Annotated in this window: 16 protein-coding genes and 3 tRNA genes; all 19 read left to right on the top strand. The window is 64.0% G+C overall.

What is annotated here, in order from left to right:
• Window positions 1–536: 536 nt before the first annotated feature.
• The 19 genes from tpiA (at window position 537) to ACFX4F_RS11240 (ending at window position 17,328) form a co-directional block, all read left to right on the top strand.
• Window positions 537–1,292: a triose-phosphate isomerase gene (tpiA, locus tag ACFX4F_RS11330; protein WP_380655241.1), complete on the top strand. Its 756-nt coding sequence runs from the start codon at window positions 537–539 to the stop codon at window positions 1,290–1,292.
• 50 nt (window positions 1,293–1,342) lie between these two features.
• Complete coding sequence (gene secG, locus ACFX4F_RS11325) at window positions 1,343–1,780, top strand: preprotein translocase subunit SecG (protein WP_025876192.1); 438 nt, start codon at window positions 1,343–1,345, stop codon at window positions 1,778–1,780.
• A 51-nt stretch (window positions 1,781–1,831) separates the two neighbouring features.
• Window positions 1,832–1,916, top strand: a tRNA-Leu gene (locus tag ACFX4F_RS11320).
• 111 nt (window positions 1,917–2,027) lie between these two features.
• The gene (locus tag ACFX4F_RS11315) at window positions 2,028–2,384 is read left to right on the top strand and encodes an NADH-quinone oxidoreductase subunit A (protein WP_005414075.1); all 357 of its coding nucleotides are present in this window, start codon (window positions 2,028–2,030) and stop codon (window positions 2,382–2,384) included.
• Window positions 2,375–2,929, top strand: coding sequence for an NADH-quinone oxidoreductase subunit B family protein (locus ACFX4F_RS11310; protein WP_089236302.1), 555 nt, complete (start codon window positions 2,375–2,377; stop codon window positions 2,927–2,929). Before ACFX4F_RS11315 ends, ACFX4F_RS11310 begins: the two co-directional genes overlap by 10 nt.
• Before the next feature lie 33 nt (window positions 2,930–2,962).
• Window positions 2,963–3,709: an NADH-quinone oxidoreductase subunit C gene (locus ACFX4F_RS11305; RefSeq protein ID WP_099819055.1), complete on the top strand. Its 747-nt coding sequence runs from the start codon at window positions 2,963–2,965 to the stop codon at window positions 3,707–3,709.
• Complete coding sequence (locus ACFX4F_RS11300) at window positions 3,706–5,013, top strand: NADH-quinone oxidoreductase subunit D (RefSeq protein ID WP_025876202.1); 1,308 nt, start codon at window positions 3,706–3,708, stop codon at window positions 5,011–5,013. The genes ACFX4F_RS11305 and ACFX4F_RS11300 overlap by 4 nt, the downstream gene beginning before the upstream one ends.
• A gap of 97 nt (window positions 5,014–5,110) precedes the next feature.
• Window positions 5,111–5,638, top strand: coding sequence for an NADH-quinone oxidoreductase subunit NuoE (gene nuoE / locus ACFX4F_RS11295; protein WP_025876204.1), 528 nt, complete (start codon window positions 5,111–5,113; stop codon window positions 5,636–5,638).
• 4 nt (window positions 5,639–5,642) lie between these two features.
• Window positions 5,643–6,983 (top strand): NADH-quinone oxidoreductase subunit NuoF, encoded by a 1,341-nt coding sequence (gene nuoF / locus ACFX4F_RS11290; protein WP_025876206.1) that lies wholly within the window; start codon window positions 5,643–5,645, stop codon window positions 6,981–6,983.
• Window positions 6,980–9,226 (top strand): NADH-quinone oxidoreductase subunit NuoG, encoded by a 2,247-nt coding sequence (gene nuoG / locus ACFX4F_RS11285; protein WP_380655234.1) that lies wholly within the window; start codon window positions 6,980–6,982, stop codon window positions 9,224–9,226. Before nuoF ends, nuoG begins: the two co-directional genes overlap by 4 nt.
• The gene (gene nuoH, locus ACFX4F_RS11280) at window positions 9,223–10,317 is read left to right on the top strand and encodes an NADH-quinone oxidoreductase subunit NuoH (RefSeq protein ID WP_380655231.1); all 1,095 of its coding nucleotides are present in this window, start codon (window positions 9,223–9,225) and stop codon (window positions 10,315–10,317) included. The genes nuoG and nuoH overlap by 4 nt, the downstream gene beginning before the upstream one ends.
• A 3-nt stretch (window positions 10,318–10,320) precedes the next feature.
• Entirely contained in the window at window positions 10,321–10,809 is a 489-nt protein-coding gene (gene nuoI / locus ACFX4F_RS11275; RefSeq protein WP_005417924.1) for an NADH-quinone oxidoreductase subunit NuoI, read from the top strand.
• Window positions 10,810–10,818: 9 nt separating this feature from the next.
• Window positions 10,819–11,478: an NADH-quinone oxidoreductase subunit J gene (locus ACFX4F_RS11270; protein WP_089236296.1), complete on the top strand. Its 660-nt coding sequence runs from the start codon at window positions 10,819–10,821 to the stop codon at window positions 11,476–11,478.
• A complete protein-coding gene (gene nuoK / locus ACFX4F_RS11265; RefSeq protein WP_032951897.1) occupies window positions 11,475–11,786 on the top strand; it encodes an NADH-quinone oxidoreductase subunit NuoK in 312 nt (103 codons plus the stop codon). Before ACFX4F_RS11270 ends, nuoK begins: the two co-directional genes overlap by 4 nt.
• A gap of 7 nt (window positions 11,787–11,793) precedes the next feature.
• Window positions 11,794–13,953, top strand: coding sequence for an NADH-quinone oxidoreductase subunit L (gene nuoL, locus ACFX4F_RS11260; RefSeq protein WP_380655226.1), 2,160 nt, complete (start codon window positions 11,794–11,796; stop codon window positions 13,951–13,953).
• 23 nt (window positions 13,954–13,976) lie between these two features.
• The gene (locus ACFX4F_RS11255) at window positions 13,977–15,485 is read left to right on the top strand and encodes an NADH-quinone oxidoreductase subunit M (RefSeq protein ID WP_089236294.1); all 1,509 of its coding nucleotides are present in this window, start codon (window positions 13,977–13,979) and stop codon (window positions 15,483–15,485) included.
• A gap of 15 nt (window positions 15,486–15,500) precedes the next feature.
• Entirely contained in the window at window positions 15,501–16,961 is a 1,461-nt protein-coding gene (gene nuoN, locus ACFX4F_RS11250) for an NADH-quinone oxidoreductase subunit NuoN (protein ID WP_380655223.1), read from the top strand.
• Window positions 16,962–17,090: 129 nt separating this feature from the next.
• A tRNA-Met gene (locus ACFX4F_RS11245) sits at window positions 17,091–17,167 on the top strand.
• Between the two features lie 84 nt (window positions 17,168–17,251).
• Window positions 17,252–17,328, top strand: a tRNA-Met gene (locus ACFX4F_RS11240).
• The last annotated feature ends 125 nt before the right edge of the window (window positions 17,329–17,453 follow it).

Raw genomic sequence — 17,453 nt, 5'->3', positions numbered from 1 at the left:
GGCTGGCAGGACACGCCGTAAACCCATCCCTGGGGGCTCGATGGCGCCATCCATGGCGCCAACGGTCCTGCCAGCCCACACCGCCCCACCCCCGACAATTTCCCGCGGCCGTTGGTAGGTGTCGACCTTGGTCGACACGATCTATCCACGTCATGCGTGGATGAGATCTGTCAGATCTCGAAACAGGGGAGGGGGCCGAAGCTCTGCTTTCGCTTTTGCTTTTGATCTTCTTTTTTCTTTCCGTGGCGGGCGGAACCGCCGGAATGTGTCAGGGGCCGGGCGGGTGGGGCTGGCGAGGGTGTCCGCGGCATGGATGCCGCGGCCAAGCCCCCATGGACGGGTTCACGGCGTCCCTCGCCAGTCCCGCCCGCCCGGCCAACCCCACAAATCCAGCCGGGGCTCTCCGCGACCAACCCCACCCCCGCCACGAGGGGCTGCGCCGTTGGCTGAAAACCCATGTAACCGCTTACAAAGAAACGGTTTTTTGCCGCAGCAGGTATCATGGGCGGCTGAGTTCATACAGGAGCCACCCGCTCATGCGCCGCAAGATCGTCGCTGGAAACTGGAAGCTGCACGGCAGCCGTCAATTCGCCACCGAACTGCTGGGGCAGGTCGCTGCCGGGCTGCCGAAGCGCGGAGTGGAGGTGGTGATCCTGCCGCCGATGCCCTACCTGGGTGAGCTGGTCGAAGACTTCGGCGACACCGGCCTGGCCTTTGGTGCACAGGACGTCAGCAGCAACGAGAAGGGCGCCTACACCGGTGAGGTATGCGCGGCCATGCTGCACGAGGTGGGTGCCCGCTATGGCCTGGTCGGCCACTCCGAGCGCCGCCAGTACCACAACGAGAGCAGTGAGCTGGTGGCCCGCAAGTTCGCTGCCGCCCTGCATGCCGGCCTCGTGCCGGTGCTGTGCGTCGGTGAAACCCTTGAGCAGCGCGAGGCCGGGCAGACCGAGGCGGTCATCGCCAGCCAGCTGGCCCCGGTGCTCGAGCTTGTCGGGGCCGAGGGCTTCGCCAATGCCGTGGTCGCCTACGAGCCGGTCTGGGCGATCGGCACCGGCCGTACCGCCACCAAGGAGCAGGCGCAGCAGGTGCACGCGTTCATTCGTGGCGAAGTCGCGCGCATCGATGCTAGAATTGCTGATTCACTGCCCATTGTTTACGGCGGTAGCGTGAAGCCCGACAATGCCGGGGAACTGTTCGCGCAGCCGGATGTCGATGGTGGGCTGGTTGGTGGTGCCTCCCTGGTGGCCGCCGACTTCCTGGCCATCGCAGAGGCGGCGGCAAACAATTAGTTACGGTTGCCGGCTAGCCGCCGGCACTCTAGTCCGAGGGCGGATTTCCAATGCTGATGTTGATCCTCAATGTCGTCTACGTGCTGGTTGCCGTAGCCATGGTCGCGCTGATCCTGATGCAGCGTGGCTCGGGTGCGGCGGCAGGTTCGGGCTTTGGCGCTGGCGCCTCGGGGACCGTGTTCGGTGCGCGTGGCGCGTCCAACTTCCTGTCCAAGTCGACCAAGTGGCTGGCCGTGGTGTTCTTCGGCATCAGCCTCTTCATGGCCTGGTACGCCGGCCATGGCAACCGCCCGGCCGCCGATCAGGATCTGGGCCTGATGTCCGCCCCGGCGGCCAGTGCTCCGGCCGCTCCGGCGGGCGAATTGCCGGCCGTTCCGAAGGCCGATGCGGTCCCGGCCGCCCCGGTTCCGGCCGCAACTGTGCCGGCTCAGGCGGAATCTTCGGTTTCTGGTGAAGAAAAGCCTTCGGAAGGCTCCCAGAAAGACTGAAGCCGGTTACAATACGCGGCGCATCGGGAAGATAGTCTGATGTGATCGTTTGCCCAGGTGGCGGAATTGGTAGACGCACTACCTTGAGGTGGTAGCGACTTAGGTCGTAGGGGTTCGAGTCCCCTCTTGGGCACCATTTAGTAAGTAAGCGGGTTGGTCTGGCGCGCAAAGCGCCAGGCAGATTCCCGTCCACTCCCCCATGCCAAAGCGCCTGCAGGCGCAGCGGCAGAGGCAAGAGAGAATCGCTGTGCTGGCCGAATATTTGCCGTCTCTGCTGTTTCTGATCGTTGCCACCGGTATCGGCATTACGCTGATGCTGGTTGGTCGATTCCTCGGTCCCCGCCGCCCCGATCTGGAAAAGCTGTCGCCGTACGAGTGCGGCTTCGAAGCCTTCGAAGACGCACGCATGAAGTTCGACGTGCGCTACTACCTGATCGCGATCCAGTTCATCGTCTTCGACCTGGAAATCATCTTCATCGTGCCGTGGACGCAGGTCTTCATGGAGCTTGGCGCGCGTTCGCTCGTCACCATGGGTCTGTTCGTCGGCATGCTGTTCCTCGGTTTCATTTATGTCTGGAAGAAGGGAGCGCTGGAATGGGAGTGATTCAGACTCTCGATGGCCTGATGACCAATCCTGTCCCGGAAGGGCGGGTTGATGACATCCTGCGGCCGGAAGGCGACAACCCGCTGCTGGAAAAGGGCTTTGTCACCACCAGCGTCGATGCCCTGCTGAATTGGGCACGTACCGGTTCGATGTGGCCCATGACCTTCGGTCTGGCCTGCTGTGCGGTCGAAATGATGCACGCAGGTGCGGCGCGCCTGGACCTTGACCGCTACGGTGTGGTGTTCCGCCCGTCGCCGCGTCAGTCCGACGTGATGATCGTCGCCGGCACCCTGGTCAACAAGATGGCCCCGGCGCTGCGCAAGGTCTATGACCAGATGCCCGACCCCAAGTGGGTGATCTCCATGGGCAGCTGCGCCAACGGCGGTGGTTACTACCACTACTCCTATTCTGTGGTGCGCGGCTGTGATCGCGTGGTGCCGGTGGACATCTATGTCCCGGGCTGCCCGCCGACCGCCGAGGCGCTGGTGTACGGGATCCTGCAGCTGCAGAAGAAGATCTGGCGTACACAGACCATCGCCCGCTGACCCCTTCACCTGACAAGAGCGCGCCAAGCCCCCATGGCAGAGCAAGCATCCTTCATCGACCGACTCTCCGCACGTTTCGCAGGTGCGAAGGTCATCGTGGTCGAACCCCGCGGCGAAGTGACGCTGGAAGTGCCTGCCGCTGAGTGGCACGCCACCGCCCTCGCGCTGCGTGACGAGTTTGGTTTCGAGCAGGCCGTGGACCTCTGCGGCGTCGATTACCTCGGTTACGGCTCCGATGAGTGGGACACCGCCGACGTGTCCTCGCAGGGCTTCAGCCGCGGTGTCGAAGGCAAGGCCCAGGGCCGCTTCGCCTGGGGCGAGTTCCCCAGCGAAGAGAGCGCCGACGGCGCCCGCCCGCAGCACATGCCGACCCAGCGCTTTGCCGTGGTCGCACAGCTGCGTTCGTACCAGCACAACCTGATGTTGCACCTGCGCTGCTTCGCGCCTGACGAAGCGCTGCCGGTGGTGTCCTCGCTGACCGGCATCTGGCCGGGCCTGAACTGGTTCGAGCGCGAAGCGTTCGACCTGTATGGCGTGATCTTCGAAGGTCACCCGGACCTGCGCCGGATCCTGACCGACTACGGTTTCGTCGGCCATCCGTTCCGCAAGGACTTCCCGCTGATCGGCAACGTCGAAGTCCGCTACGACGAAGAAAAGAAGCGCGTCATCTACGAACCGGTCACCTCGGTGGAGCCGCGTGTCGGCGTGCCGCGCGTGATCCGCGACGACGCCCGCCTGCAGACCGCTGCCGGCGAGCGCTCGCAGGAGGCAGTGAAGTGAGTCACGTACACCAGGCCGGCGAAGCATTCGCCAGCAATGCTGCCGAAAGCCGGCAGGAAATCCGCAACTACACCATGAACTTCGGCCCGCAGCATCCGGCCGCGCACGGTGTGCTGCGCCTGATCCTGGAAATGGACGGCGAGACCATCATGCGTGCCGACCCGCACGTGGGTCTGCTGCACCGGGGCACCGAGAAGCTGGCCGAGTCCAAGCCCTTCAACCAGTCGATCGGCTACATGGATCGCCTGGATTACGTGTCGATGATGTGCAACGAGCACGCCTACGTGCGCTCGATCGAGACCCTGATGGGCATCGAGGCGCCGGAGCGTGCGCAGTACATCCGCACGATGTTCGACGAGATCACCCGCATCCTGAACCACCTGATGTGGCTGGGCTCCAACGCCCTCGACCTGGGTGCGATGGCGGTGATGCTGTACGCCTTCCGCGAGCGCGAAGAGCTGATGGACTGCTACGAAGCGGTCTCCGGCGCGCGCATGCACGCGGCGTACTACCGTCCGGGCGGCGTTTACCGCGACCTGCCGGACCACATGCCGAAGTACAAGGAATCGCGCTGGCACAAGGGCAAGGCCCTGAAGAACCTCAACGCCTCGCGCGAAGGTTCGCTGCTGGACTTCCTGGAAAACTTCACCAATGAGTTCCCGGGCCGTGTCGACGAATACGAGACCCTGCTGACCGACAACCGTATCTGGAAGCAGCGTACCGTTGGCATCGGCGTGGTCACCCCGGAACTGGCCCACCAGTGGGGCATGACCGGCGTGATGCTGCGTGGCTCGGGCGTTGCCTGGGACCTGCGCAAGAAGCGTCCGTACGCGAAGTACGATGCCGTCGATTTCGACATCCCGCTGGGCAAGGAAGGCGATTGCTATGATCGCTACCTGTGCCGCGTGGCCGAAATGCGCGAGTCCAACCGCATCATCAAGCAGTGCGTGGCGTGGCTGAAAGCCAACCCCGGCCCGGTCATGGTCAAGAACTTCAAGGTCGCTCCGCCCAAGCGCGAGGACATGAAGGACGACATGGAAGCGCTGATCCATCACTTCAAGCTGTTCAGTGAAGGCTATTGCGTGCCGGCCGGCGAAACCTACGCCGCGGTTGAAGCGCCCAAGGGCGAATTCGGCTGCTACCTGGTTTCCGACGGCGCCAACAAGCCGTTCCGCGTACACCTCCGTGCGCCGGGCTTCGCCCACCTGTCCTCGATCGATTCGATCGTGCGCGGCCACATGCTGGCCGACGTGGTGGCGATGATCGGTACCTACGATCTGGTGTTCGGCGAGGTTGACCGGTAATGCCGTCCGCCACGCCAACGCCCGCTGCAGGCAGCCGGCGCAAGCCGGCGCCGCAGTTTCTGCAATTTCACGTTATGCATTTCGCTGAGGTCGGCCGATGAAGGCGACAGGTAATTTCGAGGCGGCGCGCGACGTCGACCCGATGGTGGTGTTGAGCGACAAAACCCGCGCTCACATCGATCACTGGCTGTCCAAGTTCCCGCCGGACCGCAAGCGCTCTGCCGTGCTGCAGGGTCTGCATGCTGCCCAGGAGCAGAACCAGGGCTGGCTGACCGACGAGCTGATCGCCGGCGTGGCCAAGTACCTGGACCTGCCGCCGGTGTGGGCCTACGAGGTTGCCAGCTTCTACTCGATGTTCGAGACCGAGAAGGTGGGCCGCAACAACGTGGCCATCTGCACGAACATCAGCTGCTGGCTCAATGGCGCCGAAGACATCGTGCGCCATTGCGAGAAGAAGCTGGGCATCAAGAACGGTCAGTCGACCGCTGACGGCCGCGTCTACCTCAAGCGTGAGGAAGAGTGCCTGGCCGGCTGCGCGGGTGCACCGATGATGGTCATCAATGGTCACTACCATGAGCGTCTGACCCTGGAAAAGGTCGACGAGCTTCTGGACGGGCTGGAGTAAGGGCATGGCACATCACCACGAATCCAAGGGTCCGGTCGGCCCCGCGCCGCTGCCGCACCAGGTGGTCTACACCACCCTGCATTACGACACCCCGTGGTCGTACGAAAGCTATCTGAAGACCGGTGGCTACGCCGCCCTGCGCAAGATCCTCGAAGAGAAGATCCCGCCGGAGCAGGTCATCGAGATGGTCAAGGCCTCGGGCCTGCGCGGCCGTGGCGGCGCTGGTTTCCCGACCGGCCTGAAGTGGTCCTTCATGCCCAAGGGCAACGTGCAGAAGTACATCCTCTGCAACTCGGATGAATCCGAGCCGGGCACCTGCAAGGATCGCGACATCCTGCGTTACAACCCGCATTCGGTGGTGGAAGGCATGGCGATCGCCTGCTACGCCACCGGTTCCACCGTGGGCTACAACTACCTGCGCGGTGAGTTCCATCACGAGCCGTTCGAGCACTTCGAGCAGGCCCTGGCCGATGCCTATGCAAACGGCTGGCTGGGCAAGAACGTGCTGGGCTCGGGCGTGGATATCGACATCTACGGCGCCCTCGGTGCCGGCGCCTACATCTGCGGCGAAGAAACCGCACTGATGGAATCGCTGGAAGGCAAGAAGGGCCAGCCGCGCTACAAGCCGCCGTTCCCGGCCAACTTCGGTCTGTATGGCAAGCCGTCGACGATCAACAACACCGAAACCTACGGTTCGGTGCCGGCGATCATCCGCAATGGCCCCGAGTGGTTCAAGGGCCTGAGCCTGACCGCCAATGGCGGCCCGAAGTGCTTCTCGGTGTCCGGCTGCGTGCAGAAGGGCGGCAACTTCGAAGTGCCGCTCGGCACCACCTTCGACGACCTGCTGGAAATGGCTGGCGGCCTCAAGCCGGGCCGCAAGCTCAAGGGCGCGATCCCGGGCGGCGTGTCCATGCCGGTGCTGACCGCGGCCGAGCTGAAGGGCCTGCCGATGGACTACGACACCATCCGTGCGCTGGGCTCCGGCCTGGGTTCCGGTGCGGTCGTGGTGCTGGATGACAGCGTCTGCTGCGTCAAGTTCGCTTGCCGCATCAGCCAGTTCTTCCACAAGGAATCCTGTGGCCAGTGCACCCCGTGCCGTGAAGGTACCGGCTGGATGCACCGCGTGCTGGAGCGCATCGTCGCCGGCAAGGCCACGATGGAAGACCTGCACCAGTTGAAGACCGTGGCCGGCCAGATCGAAGGTCACACCATCTGTGCGTTCGGCGAAGCGGCGGCGTGGCCCATCCAGGGCTTCCTGCGCCAGTTCTGGGACGAATTCGAGTACTACATCGTCAACGGTCATTCGATGGTTGACGGCAAGAAGGTGGAGGCAGCCGCTGCATGAGCGCGCAACCCAATAATCCTGGAGTGACCCCCAGCGTGCCACCGGATCACGTCACCATCGAGATCGATGGCAAGGCGCTGGTCGTGCCCAAGGGTTCGATGATCATCCAGGCCGCCGACAAGGCGGGCATTTCGATTCCGCGCTTCTGCTACCACGAGAAGCTGCCGATCGCTGCCAACTGCCGCATGTGCCTGGTCGACGTGGAAAAGTCGCCGAAGCCGGCGCCGGCCTGCGCCACGCCGGTGATGGACGGCATGAAGGTCGCCACCCGCAGTGAGAAGGCGCTGAAGTTCCAGCGCTCGGTGATGGAATTCCTGCTGATCAACCACCCGCTGGATTGCCCGATCTGCGATCAGGGCGGCGAGTGCGAGCTGCAGGACGTGTCGCTGGGCTACGGCCGTTCGGTCAGCCGCTTCAACGAGCGCAAGCGCGTGGTGGCCGACGAGGACATGGGGCCGCTGGTCGCCACCGAGATGACCCGCTGCATCCAGTGCACCCGCTGCGTCCGCTTCACCGCCGACGTTGCCGGTACCTACGAGCTGGGTGGCATGTATCGCGGTGAAAACCTGCAGATCGGCACCTACGACGGCAAGCCGCTGACCACCGAGCTTTCGGGCAATGTGGTCGACGTGTGCCCGGTCGGCGCGCTGACCAACAAGGTGTTCCAGTTCCGCGCCCGTCCGTGGGAACTGACCGCGCGCGAATCGCTGGGCTACCACGACGCGATGGGCTCGAACCTGTTCCTGCACGTGCGTCGCGGCGAAGTGCTGCGTACCGTGCCGCGCGACAACGAGTCGGTCAACGAGTGCTGGCTGTCCGATCGTGACCGTTATTCGCACCAGGGCCTGTACAGCGAAGACCGTGCGGTCAAGCCGCTGCGCAAGGTCAATGGCGAGTGGAAGGAAGTGAGCTGGGCCGAAGGCCTGGCCGCGGCCGCCGGGATCCTCAAGGCCAACCAGGGCGACAACCTGGGCGTGCTGGTGCACCCGTCGACCTCGAACGAAGAGGGCGCACTGCTGGCCCGCCTGGCCACTGGCCTGGGTTCGAGCAACATCGACCACCGCATCAACAACCGCGACTTCTCCGACGCCGCCACCGCCGAAGTGTTCGGCCTGCCGTTGGCCGAGATCGAAGGCGCCGACCGCATCGTCGTTCTGGGCAGCAACATCCGCCACGAACTGCCGCTGCTGCACGCTCGCCTGCGCAAGGCGCAGACGACCAACGGCGCGAAGATCCACGTGGTCAACCCGGTCGACTTCGACTTCGCGTTCAGCGTTGCCGGCAAGCAGATCGTGGCCCCGTCGAAGTTCGTCGATGCGCTGGCCAACGCCGAGCTGCGTTCGGCGGTGCAGGGCGGTACCAACACCGTGCTGATCGTCGGTGGCATCGCCGAAAACCACCCGCAGGCTGCCGCGATCCGCGCCGCTGCGCGTGATTTCGCCGCCGCTACCGGTGCCAAGCTGTGCCGTATCCCGCAGGGCGCCAACGCCATCGGCCTGACCCGCGCCGGCGTGCTGCCGGCCGGCAAGGACGTCGCCGCGATGCTGGCCGATCCGCGCAAGGCCTACGTGGTCTACGGCCTGGAACCGGGCCTGGACTTCGCCGATGCTCCGGCCGCGCGCAAGGCGCTGGTCGGCGCACAGGTGGTGGCCTTCAGCCAGTTCGCCTGCGCCTCGACCCGCGACGTTGCCGACGTGATCCTGCCGATCGGTGCGCTGCCGGAAATCGATGCCACCCTGACCAACCTCGATGGTCGCGAGCAGTCGGCGCGTGCCGGTGGCAAGCTGCCGGGCGAGGCTCGCGAGGGCTGGCGCGTGCTGCGTGCGCTCGGCGGTGAGCTGGCCGTGGCCGGTTTCGAGTTCATCGACCTGGCCGGCCTGCGCGCCAGCCTGGCACCGGTGACCGTGCAGGTGTCCGCGTCGGCACAGCCGGTGCTGGCGGGCGAGGGCCTGGAAGTGGCCTCGACCGCTGCGATCTACCGCACCGACGCGGTGGTCCGTCGCGCCGCGGCGCTGCAGTCGCATCCGCTCAACAACGCCCCGCGCATCGTGCTCAACGCTGACGATGCCGCCCGCCTGCAGCTGCAGGAAGGGCAGATGGCCAAGGTCGGCACCGATGCCGGCAAGGCCACCCTGCCGGTGGTGGTCGACGCCCGCGTCGCTGCGGGTTCGGTCTGGATTGAATCGGGCCACGGCGCAACCGCGCCGCTGGGTGCCGCTCGTGTTTCGGTGGTGGCTGCATGAACGAATTGCTGATTAACGCGGTCGATCCGCTGCACCAGTGGCTGCTTGGCCTCGGTGACATCGGCGCGCTGATCTGGATCATCCTGAAGATCCTGGTGATCACCGTTCCGGTGATCGTCTCGGTGGCCTTCTACGTGGTCTGGGAACGCAAGCTGATCGGCTGGATGCACGTCCGCCACGGCCCGATGTATGTGGGCATGGGCATCTTCCAGGCCTTCGCCGACGTCTTCAAGCTGCTGTTCAAGGAAGTCCTGCAGCCCAGCAGCGCCAACAAGGCGATCTTCCTGCTGGCGCCGCTGATCACCCTGGCCCCGGCCTTCGCGGCCTGGTCGGTGGTGCCGTTCGACAACCAGCTGGTGCTGTCCAACGCCAACGCCGGTCTGCTGTACCTGCTGGCGATGACCTCGCTGGGCATCTACGGCGTGATCCTGGCCGGTTGGGCCTCCAACTCGAAGTACGCGTTCCTGGGTGCCATGCGCGCCTCGGCACAGATGATCAGCTACGAGATCGCGATGGGCTTTGCCCTGGTCGGCGTGATGATCGCTTCGGGCAGCCTCAACCTCAGCAACATCGTGGCGGCCCAGGCTGGCAACTCCGGCTTCTTCGACTGGTTCCTGATCCCGCTGTTCCCGTTGTTCATCGTGTACTGGGTGTCCGGCGTTGCCGAAACCAACCGCGCGCCGTTCGACGTGGTGGAAGGCGAGTCGGAAATCGTCGCCGGCCACATGGTCGAGTACTCCGGCGGTGCCTTCGCCCTGTTCTTCCTGGCCGAATACGCGAACATGATCCTGATCAGCTTCCTGATCTCGATCTTCTTCCTCGGCGGCTGGCTGAGCCCGATCCAGGGTTGGGTCAACCCGGGCGAGATCTCGCCGTTCATCGACTGGATCTGGAAGGGTGGCTGGCCGTGGCTGTTCGTCAAGGTCTTCTTCTTCGCCAGTGCCTACATCTGGTTCCGAGCAAGCTTCCCGCGCTTCCGCTATGACCAGATCATGCGCCTGGGCTGGAAGGTCTTCATCCCGCTGACCATTTTCTGGATCGCGGTTACCGCCGTCATGGTGTTCTTCGGCGTGATTCAAAAGGGCGTCTAAGTGATGAACAGGATTACCCATTACTTCAAGAGCCTGCTGCTGCTCGAACTGCTGGCCGGTCTCTGGCTGACGCTGAAGTACAGCTTCAAGCCGAAGTACACGATGATGTACCCGATGGAGAAGTTCCCGCAGTCGCCGCGCTTCCGTGGCCTGCACGCCCTGCGCCGTTATCCCAACGGTGAAGAGCGCTGCATCGCCTGCAAGCTGTGCGAAGCGGTGTGCCCGGCATTGGCCATCACCATCGATTCGGCCAAGCGCGAGGACGGCACCCGCCGTACCACCCGCTACGACATCGATCTGTTCAAGTGCATCTTCTGCGGCTTCTGTGAGGAAAGCTGCCCGGTGGACTCGATCGTCGAGACCCACATCCTCGAGTACCACTTCGAGAATCGTGGCGAAAACATCGTTACCAAGCCGCAGCTGCTGGCCCTGGGCGACCGTCTCGAATCCGAGATCGCCGAGCGTCGTGCCGCCGATGCCGCTTACCGCTGAGGTCGAGAGATGGATTGGGTAAATATCGCTTTCTGGGTCTTCGCCATCGCGGCAACGGTTTCGGCCGCTGCGGTGATCAGTGTGCGCAACCCCGTGCATGCTGTCCTGTGCCTGGTGCTGACCTTCTTCTCCATCGCCTGCGTGTGGCTGCTGGTCGGCGCCGAGTTCCTCGGCGTGGCACTGGTGCTGGTCTACGTGGGTGCGGTGATGGTGTTGTTCCTGTTCGTGGTGATGATGCTGGACATCGATCCGGACAAGCTGCGTGAGGGCTGGGTGCGCTACCTGCCGGTCGGCCTGATCGTGGCCGTGGCGATGCTGGTGCAGATGCTGATCCTGATCGGCGTGAAGGGCAGGACGGTCAACCCGTTCCCGGCCGACAACGCCGCCGCGCTCGCCGCCGACAGTTCCAACGTCACCTGGCTGGCACGCAGCCTGTTCACCGAGTACCTGCTGCCGTTCGAGTTCGCCGCCGTCATCCTGACCGTCGCCGTGGTCGCCGCGGTGATGCTGACCCTGCGCCGTCGTGAAGGCCTGAAGACGCAGAACCCGTCGCAGCAGACCATGGTCAAGGCACACGACCGCCTGCGCGTGGTCAAGATGGACGTCGAGCAGCCGCTGATCCACAGCAACACCAAGCCGGCCGCTGGCGACGAGGAGACCAAGGCATGATCTCGATCACTCTGGGCCACATCCTGGCGCTGGGCGCGGTGCTGTTCTGCATCAGCCTCGCCGGCATCTTCCTCAACCGCAAGAACATCATCGTCCTGCTGATGTCCATCGAGTTGATGCTGCTGTCGGTCAACATCAATTTCGTCGGGTTCTCGCGGGAACTGGGGGACACGGCCGGCCAGCTGTTCGTGTTCTTCATCCTGACCGTGGCTGCTGCCGAGGCCGCCATCGGCCTGGCGATCCTGGTGACCCTGTTCCGTACACGCCGAACGATCAATGTCGGCGAAGTCGATTCGTTGAAGGGCTGATCCACAGATGGAAATCACTCTCTCCAAGAGTCTGTTGATCGCAGTGGTGCTTGCACCGCTGTTCGGCAGCATCATCGCCGGCCTGTTCGGTCGCCAGGTCAAGCGCTTCGGCGCGCAGACCATCACCATCCTCGGTGTCGCCGTTGCCTGCGGCCTGTCGATGCACACGCTCTACCAGCTGCTGTGGGGCGGGGCGCAGCCGTTCAACGAGAACCTGTACACGTTCTTCGAAGTCGGCCAGTACTCGGCCCACGTCGGCTTCATGGTCGACAAGCTGACCGCGATGATGATGGTGGTGGTGACCTTCGTGTCGCTGCTGGTCCACATCTACACGATCGGCTACATGCAGGACGATCCGGGTTACCAGCGGTTCTTCAGCTACATCTCGCTGTTCACCTTCTCGATGCTCACCCTGGTGATGAGCAACAACTTCCTGCAGCTGTTCTTCGGCTGGGAAGCAGTGGGCCTGGTGTCGTACCTGCTGATCGGTTTCTGGTTCAAGCGCCCGACCGCGATCTTCGCCAACATGAAGGCGTTCCTGGTCAACCGCGTCGGTGACTTCGGCTTCCTGCTGGGCATCGCCGGTGTGTTGTGGGTGTTCGGTACCCTGGATTACTCGCAGGTGTTCTCGCAGGCCGGCATGCTCGCCGACCCGCGCACCCAGCTGCAGATCTGGGACGGCACCATGTTCGGCATGCAGCTGTTCAACGAACCGGTGATCTGGTCGATCGCCACCGTGATCTGCATCGGCCTGTTCATCGGCGCCATGGGCAAGTCGGCGCAGGTTCCGCTGCACGTGTGGCTGCCGGATTCGATGGAAGGACCGACCCCGATCTCGGCACTGATCCACGCCGCGACGATGGTGACCGCCGGTATCTTCATGGTCACCCGCATGTCGCCGCTGTTCGAGCTGTCGCAGACCGCGCTGAACTTCATCCTGTTCATCGGTGCCACCACCGCGTTCTTCACCGGCCTGATCGGCATCGTGCAGAACGACATCAAGCGCGTCGTCGCGTACTCCACGCTGTCGCAGCTGGGTTACATGACGGTGGCACTGGGCGTGTCGGCGTATTCCGCTGCCGTGTTCCACCTGATGACCCACGCCTTCTTCAAGGCGCTGCTGTTCCTCGGTGCCGGCTCGGTCATCATCGCGATGCACCACGAGCAGGACATGCGCAAGATGGGCGGCCTGCGCAAGTACATGCCGATCACCTTCATCACCATGTGGATCGGTACCCTGGCCCTGGTCGGTACGCCGTTCTTCTCCGGCTTCTACTCGAAGGACACCATCATCGAGGCCGCCGAGATCCACGCCCACATGCAGAACAGCTGGGTGGCCACCTATGGCTACTGGGCCGTGCTGGGTGGCGTGCTGGTGACCAGCTTCTACAGCTTCCGCCTGCTGTTCCTGACCTTCCATGGCAAGGAACGCTTCCGCGATACACACGATGATCACGGCCATGGTCATGACGACCACCATGCCGCCGACGCGCACCATGCCGACGCGCATGACGACCACGGCCACGGCCACGGTCCGCATGAGCCGCATGAAACGCCGTGGGTGGTGACGCTGCCGCTGATCCTGCTGGCCATCCCGTCGATCGCCATCGGTTTCTTCAGCATCGGTCCGATGCTGCACGGCACCGACTGGGCCGGTCACCACGCCCACGAGGCGATCAAGGGCCAGGTCAACACGTTCTTCACCGGCATCGTCGATTTCTACGATCCGGCCAAGAACACCGTGGCCTTCCTGGGCGAGGAGTTCCATGGTCCGGTGGCGTTCGCGCTGCACGGCATGATGCTGCCGCCGTTCTGGCTGACCCTGGCAGGCTTCCTGCTGGCTGCGTTGTTCTACCTGTGGAAGCCGGACCTGTCGGGCAAGGCGCGCAAGACCTTCGCCCCGGTGGTGTCCGTGCTGGAAAACAAGTACGGCTTCGACAAGCTGTGGATCGATGGCCTCGCCGGTGGCAGCGTCAAGCTGGGCAAGGTCTCGCGCTGGATCGACAGCAACATCGTCGACGGCGTGGTCAATCTCTCGGCACGTGTTGTGGACGTCGCAGCCAGCGTGCTGCGCCGTACCCAATCCGGTTTCCTCTATCACTACGCCTTCGCGATGATCATCGGCCTGATTGCCCTCCTGGGCGTGCTGATGCATTACCTGCGTTGATGACCTGTACGGAATAAGAAGACGTGTCGAACTGGCCTCTACTCAGTGTCCTCATCTGGCTGCCGATCCTCGGCGGTGCCCTGATCCTTGCGATCCGTGATGCGCAGACCGCCCGCTGGGCGTCGCTGGGCGTCGCGGTGCTGACCTTCGTGGCGAGTCTCTCGCTGCTGGGCGGCTACAACCCGGGCATCGACGCGCTGCAGTTCGTCGAGACCCACGCCTGGATCCCGACCTACAACATCGGCTACAACCTGGGCGTGGACGGCATCGCCGTAGCGCTGATCCTGCTGACCACGCTGGTCAGCGTGCTCGCCCTGATCGGTGCCTGGAGCGCGATCGACAAGCGCGTGAACCAGTACGTGGCTGCCTTCCTGATCCTGGAAGGTGTCACCGTCGGTATCTTCTCGGCCACGGACGCGATGCTGTTCTACGTGTTCTTCGAGGCGATGCTGATCCCGATGTTCCTGATCATCGGTGTCTGGGGCGGCCCGCGCCGCATCTACGCCGCGCTGAAGTTCTTCCTGTACACCTTCCTCGGCTCGGTGCTGATGCTGGTGGCGCTGATCTACCTGTACATGAAGGGTGGCAGCTTCCAGCTGGCCGACCTGTATGCACTGCAGCTGTCGGGAAAGGAGCAGACCTGGATCTTCTTCGCCTTCCTGATCGCCTTCGCGGTCAAGGTGCCGATGTTCCCGGTTCACACCTGGCTGCCGGACGCGCACGTGGAAGCGCCGACCGCCGGTTCGGTGATCCTGGCCGCCATCGCGCTGAAGATCGGTGGCTACGGCTTCCTGCGCTTCAACCTGCCGATCGTCCCCGATGCGTCGCAGGAATGGGCATGGCTGGTCATCGCACTGTCGCTGATCGCGGTGATCTACGTCGGCCTGGTCGCCCTGGTGCAGGACGACATGAAGAAGCTGATCGCCTATTCGTCGATCGCGCACATGGGCTTCGTCACCCTGGGCACCTTCATCGCCCTGTGGCTGGTGCGTGAAGCCGGCAACGTCGATGCGGCCCGCCTGGGCCTGCAGGGCGCCATGGTGCAGATGATCTCGCACGGCTTCGTGTCCGGCGCGATGTTCTCCTGCGTCGGCGTGCTGTACGACCGCATGCACAGCCGCCGCATCGCCGATTACGGCGGCGTGGTCAACGTGATGCCCTGGTTCGCCACCTTCGCCATGCTGTTCTTCATGGCCAACGCGGGCCTGCCGGGTACCAGCGGTTTCGTCGGCGAGTTCATGGTCATCCTTGCGGCGTTCCAGCGGAACCCGTGGATCGCCCTGGGCGCAGCCACCACCCTGATCATCGGCGCGGCCTACACCCTGTGGCTGTACAAGCGCGTCTTCTTCGGCGAGGTGGCCAACAGCCACGTCGCCGAACTGAAGGACATCAACGGCCGCGAATGGCTGGTGCTGGGCGTGTTCGCCATTGGCGTGCTGGCCCTGGGCATCTACCCCAAGCCGCTGACCGACCTGATGGAGCCCTCGATCGCAAAGCTGGCGATGCAGATCGCATCCAGCAAGCTGCTGTAATTCCAGGATTTGATGATGACCACCTCGCCGCTGCTGCCACTGACCGCCGCTGACCTGCCACCGCTCGCTCCCGAGCTGGTGCTGATCGGCAGCGCCTTCGCCCTGATGATCCTCGACCTGTTCGTCAGTGAACGGAACAAGATCGTCACCCACCTGTTCTCGGTCGCCGCACTGGCCGTGGTGCTGTTCATGCTGGCCACCGGCGTGGGCGGGCAGGGGGAGGTCTTCCATGGCATGTTCGTGCGCGATACCGCCGCGGACGTGATGAAGACCGGGATCGTGCTGCTCAGCGGCCTGACCCTGATCTATGGCTGGGGCTACCTGCGCGAGCGCAAGCTGTTCCAGGGTGAGATCCCGGTGCTGATCCTGTTCGGCACCGCCGGCATGATGATCCTGGTCTCCGCCGGCAGCCTGCTGATGGTGTACCTGGGCCTGGAACTGCTGGCCCTGTGCTCCTACGCGCTGGTCGCCAGCAACCGCGAAAGCGGCCTGGCCTCGGAAGCGGCGATGAAGTACATCGTCCTCGGCTCGCTGGCCTCGGGCCTGCTGCTGTACGGCATGTCGCTGATCTACGGCGCCACCGGCAGCCTGCACCTGGATGCCATCCAGGCCGCCATCCCGCACTCGGAAGAGCGCGTGCTGCTGATCACCGGCGCGGTATTCATGATTGCCGGTGTCGCCTTCAAGCTGGGTGCCGCACCGTTCCACATGTGGCTGCCGGACGTGTACCAGGGGGCTCCGGCACCGATCGCGCTGTTCATCAGCTCGGCACCGAAGCTGGCTGCCTTCGGCATGGCCTATCGCCTGCTGGAAATGGGCGTGGGCCCGCTGTCGACCGAACTGCAGCTGATGATTGCCGGCCTGGCCGCGTTGTCGCTGGTGATCGGCAACCTGATGGCCATCGCGCAGAGCAACCTCAAGCGCATGCTGGCGTTCTCCACCGTGTCGCACATCGGCTTCCTGCTGATGGGCATCGCCGGCGGCGGTTCGCAGGGCTATGCGGCGGCGCTGTTCTACGCCCTGGCCTACGCGATCATGTCGACCGCGGCCTTCGGCGCGATCATCGCGCTGTCGCGTGCCGGCTTCGAGGCGGAGAACATCGAGGACTTCAAGGGCCTGAACGCCCGCAACCCGTGGATGGCCGGCCTGGTGCTGTGCATCATGGCGTCGCTGGCGGGCATCCCGCCGTTCCTCGGCTTCTGGACCAAGCTGGCCGTGCTCGGCGCCGCCGTCAACGGTGGCCTGCTGTGGCTGGCGCTCCTGGGCGTGCTGTGCGCCGTGGTCGGCTGCTTCTACTACCTGCGCGTCATCAAGGTCATGTACTTCGATGAGCCGGTGGGCGAGGCCATGCCGCGCAGCAAGGACCGCGTGCTGGGTGTGGTGCTGGGCGTGAACGCACTGGCATTGCTGGCGCTGGGCCTGGCCTGGAACCCGATCATGGTCTGGTGCCAGCAGGCATTTGCGCATCTTGCATAAAAGTTGACACAAAGCTGCGCGATTCGTGTAATATACGCAGCTTGAGTTGTCACTGCAGCGGTTCAGCCAGAACATCGTTGCGGAGCGCCTCCCTCGCCAGAGTGGAGGCAGCGGTTCAAACACTTCCGGTGCGGGGTGGAGCAGTCTGGCAGCTCGTCGGGCTCATAACCCGAAGGTCGCAGGTTCAAATCCTGCCCCCGCTACCAACACATCGAATCGGCGCCAACCAGTTCGATGAATGAGGAAAAGCTTGCAGGTTTTGAAGTTATACCTCATAATTCCGCTTCTGATGCGGGGTGGAGCAGTCTGGCAGCTCGTCGGGCTCATAACCCGAAGGTCGCAGGTTCAAATCCTGCCCCCGCTACCAAGTAAAGAATGCGCCTTCGAAGTTCTGCTTCGAAGGCGTTTTTCTTTGGCGCTTGCGCTGATCCACCGGGCATGGCCCGGCGCTGCCATCGCGCGGTCATCCGGTAGCGCCGGGCCATGCCCGGC

This window comes from Stenotrophomonas sp. YIM B13575, from assembly GCF_042787595.1.
In the GTDB taxonomy this organism is placed as follows: Bacteria; Pseudomonadota; Gammaproteobacteria; order Xanthomonadales; family Xanthomonadaceae; genus Stenotrophomonas; species Stenotrophomonas lactitubi_B.
This window is presented reverse-complemented; position numbering and strand designations above follow the sequence as displayed.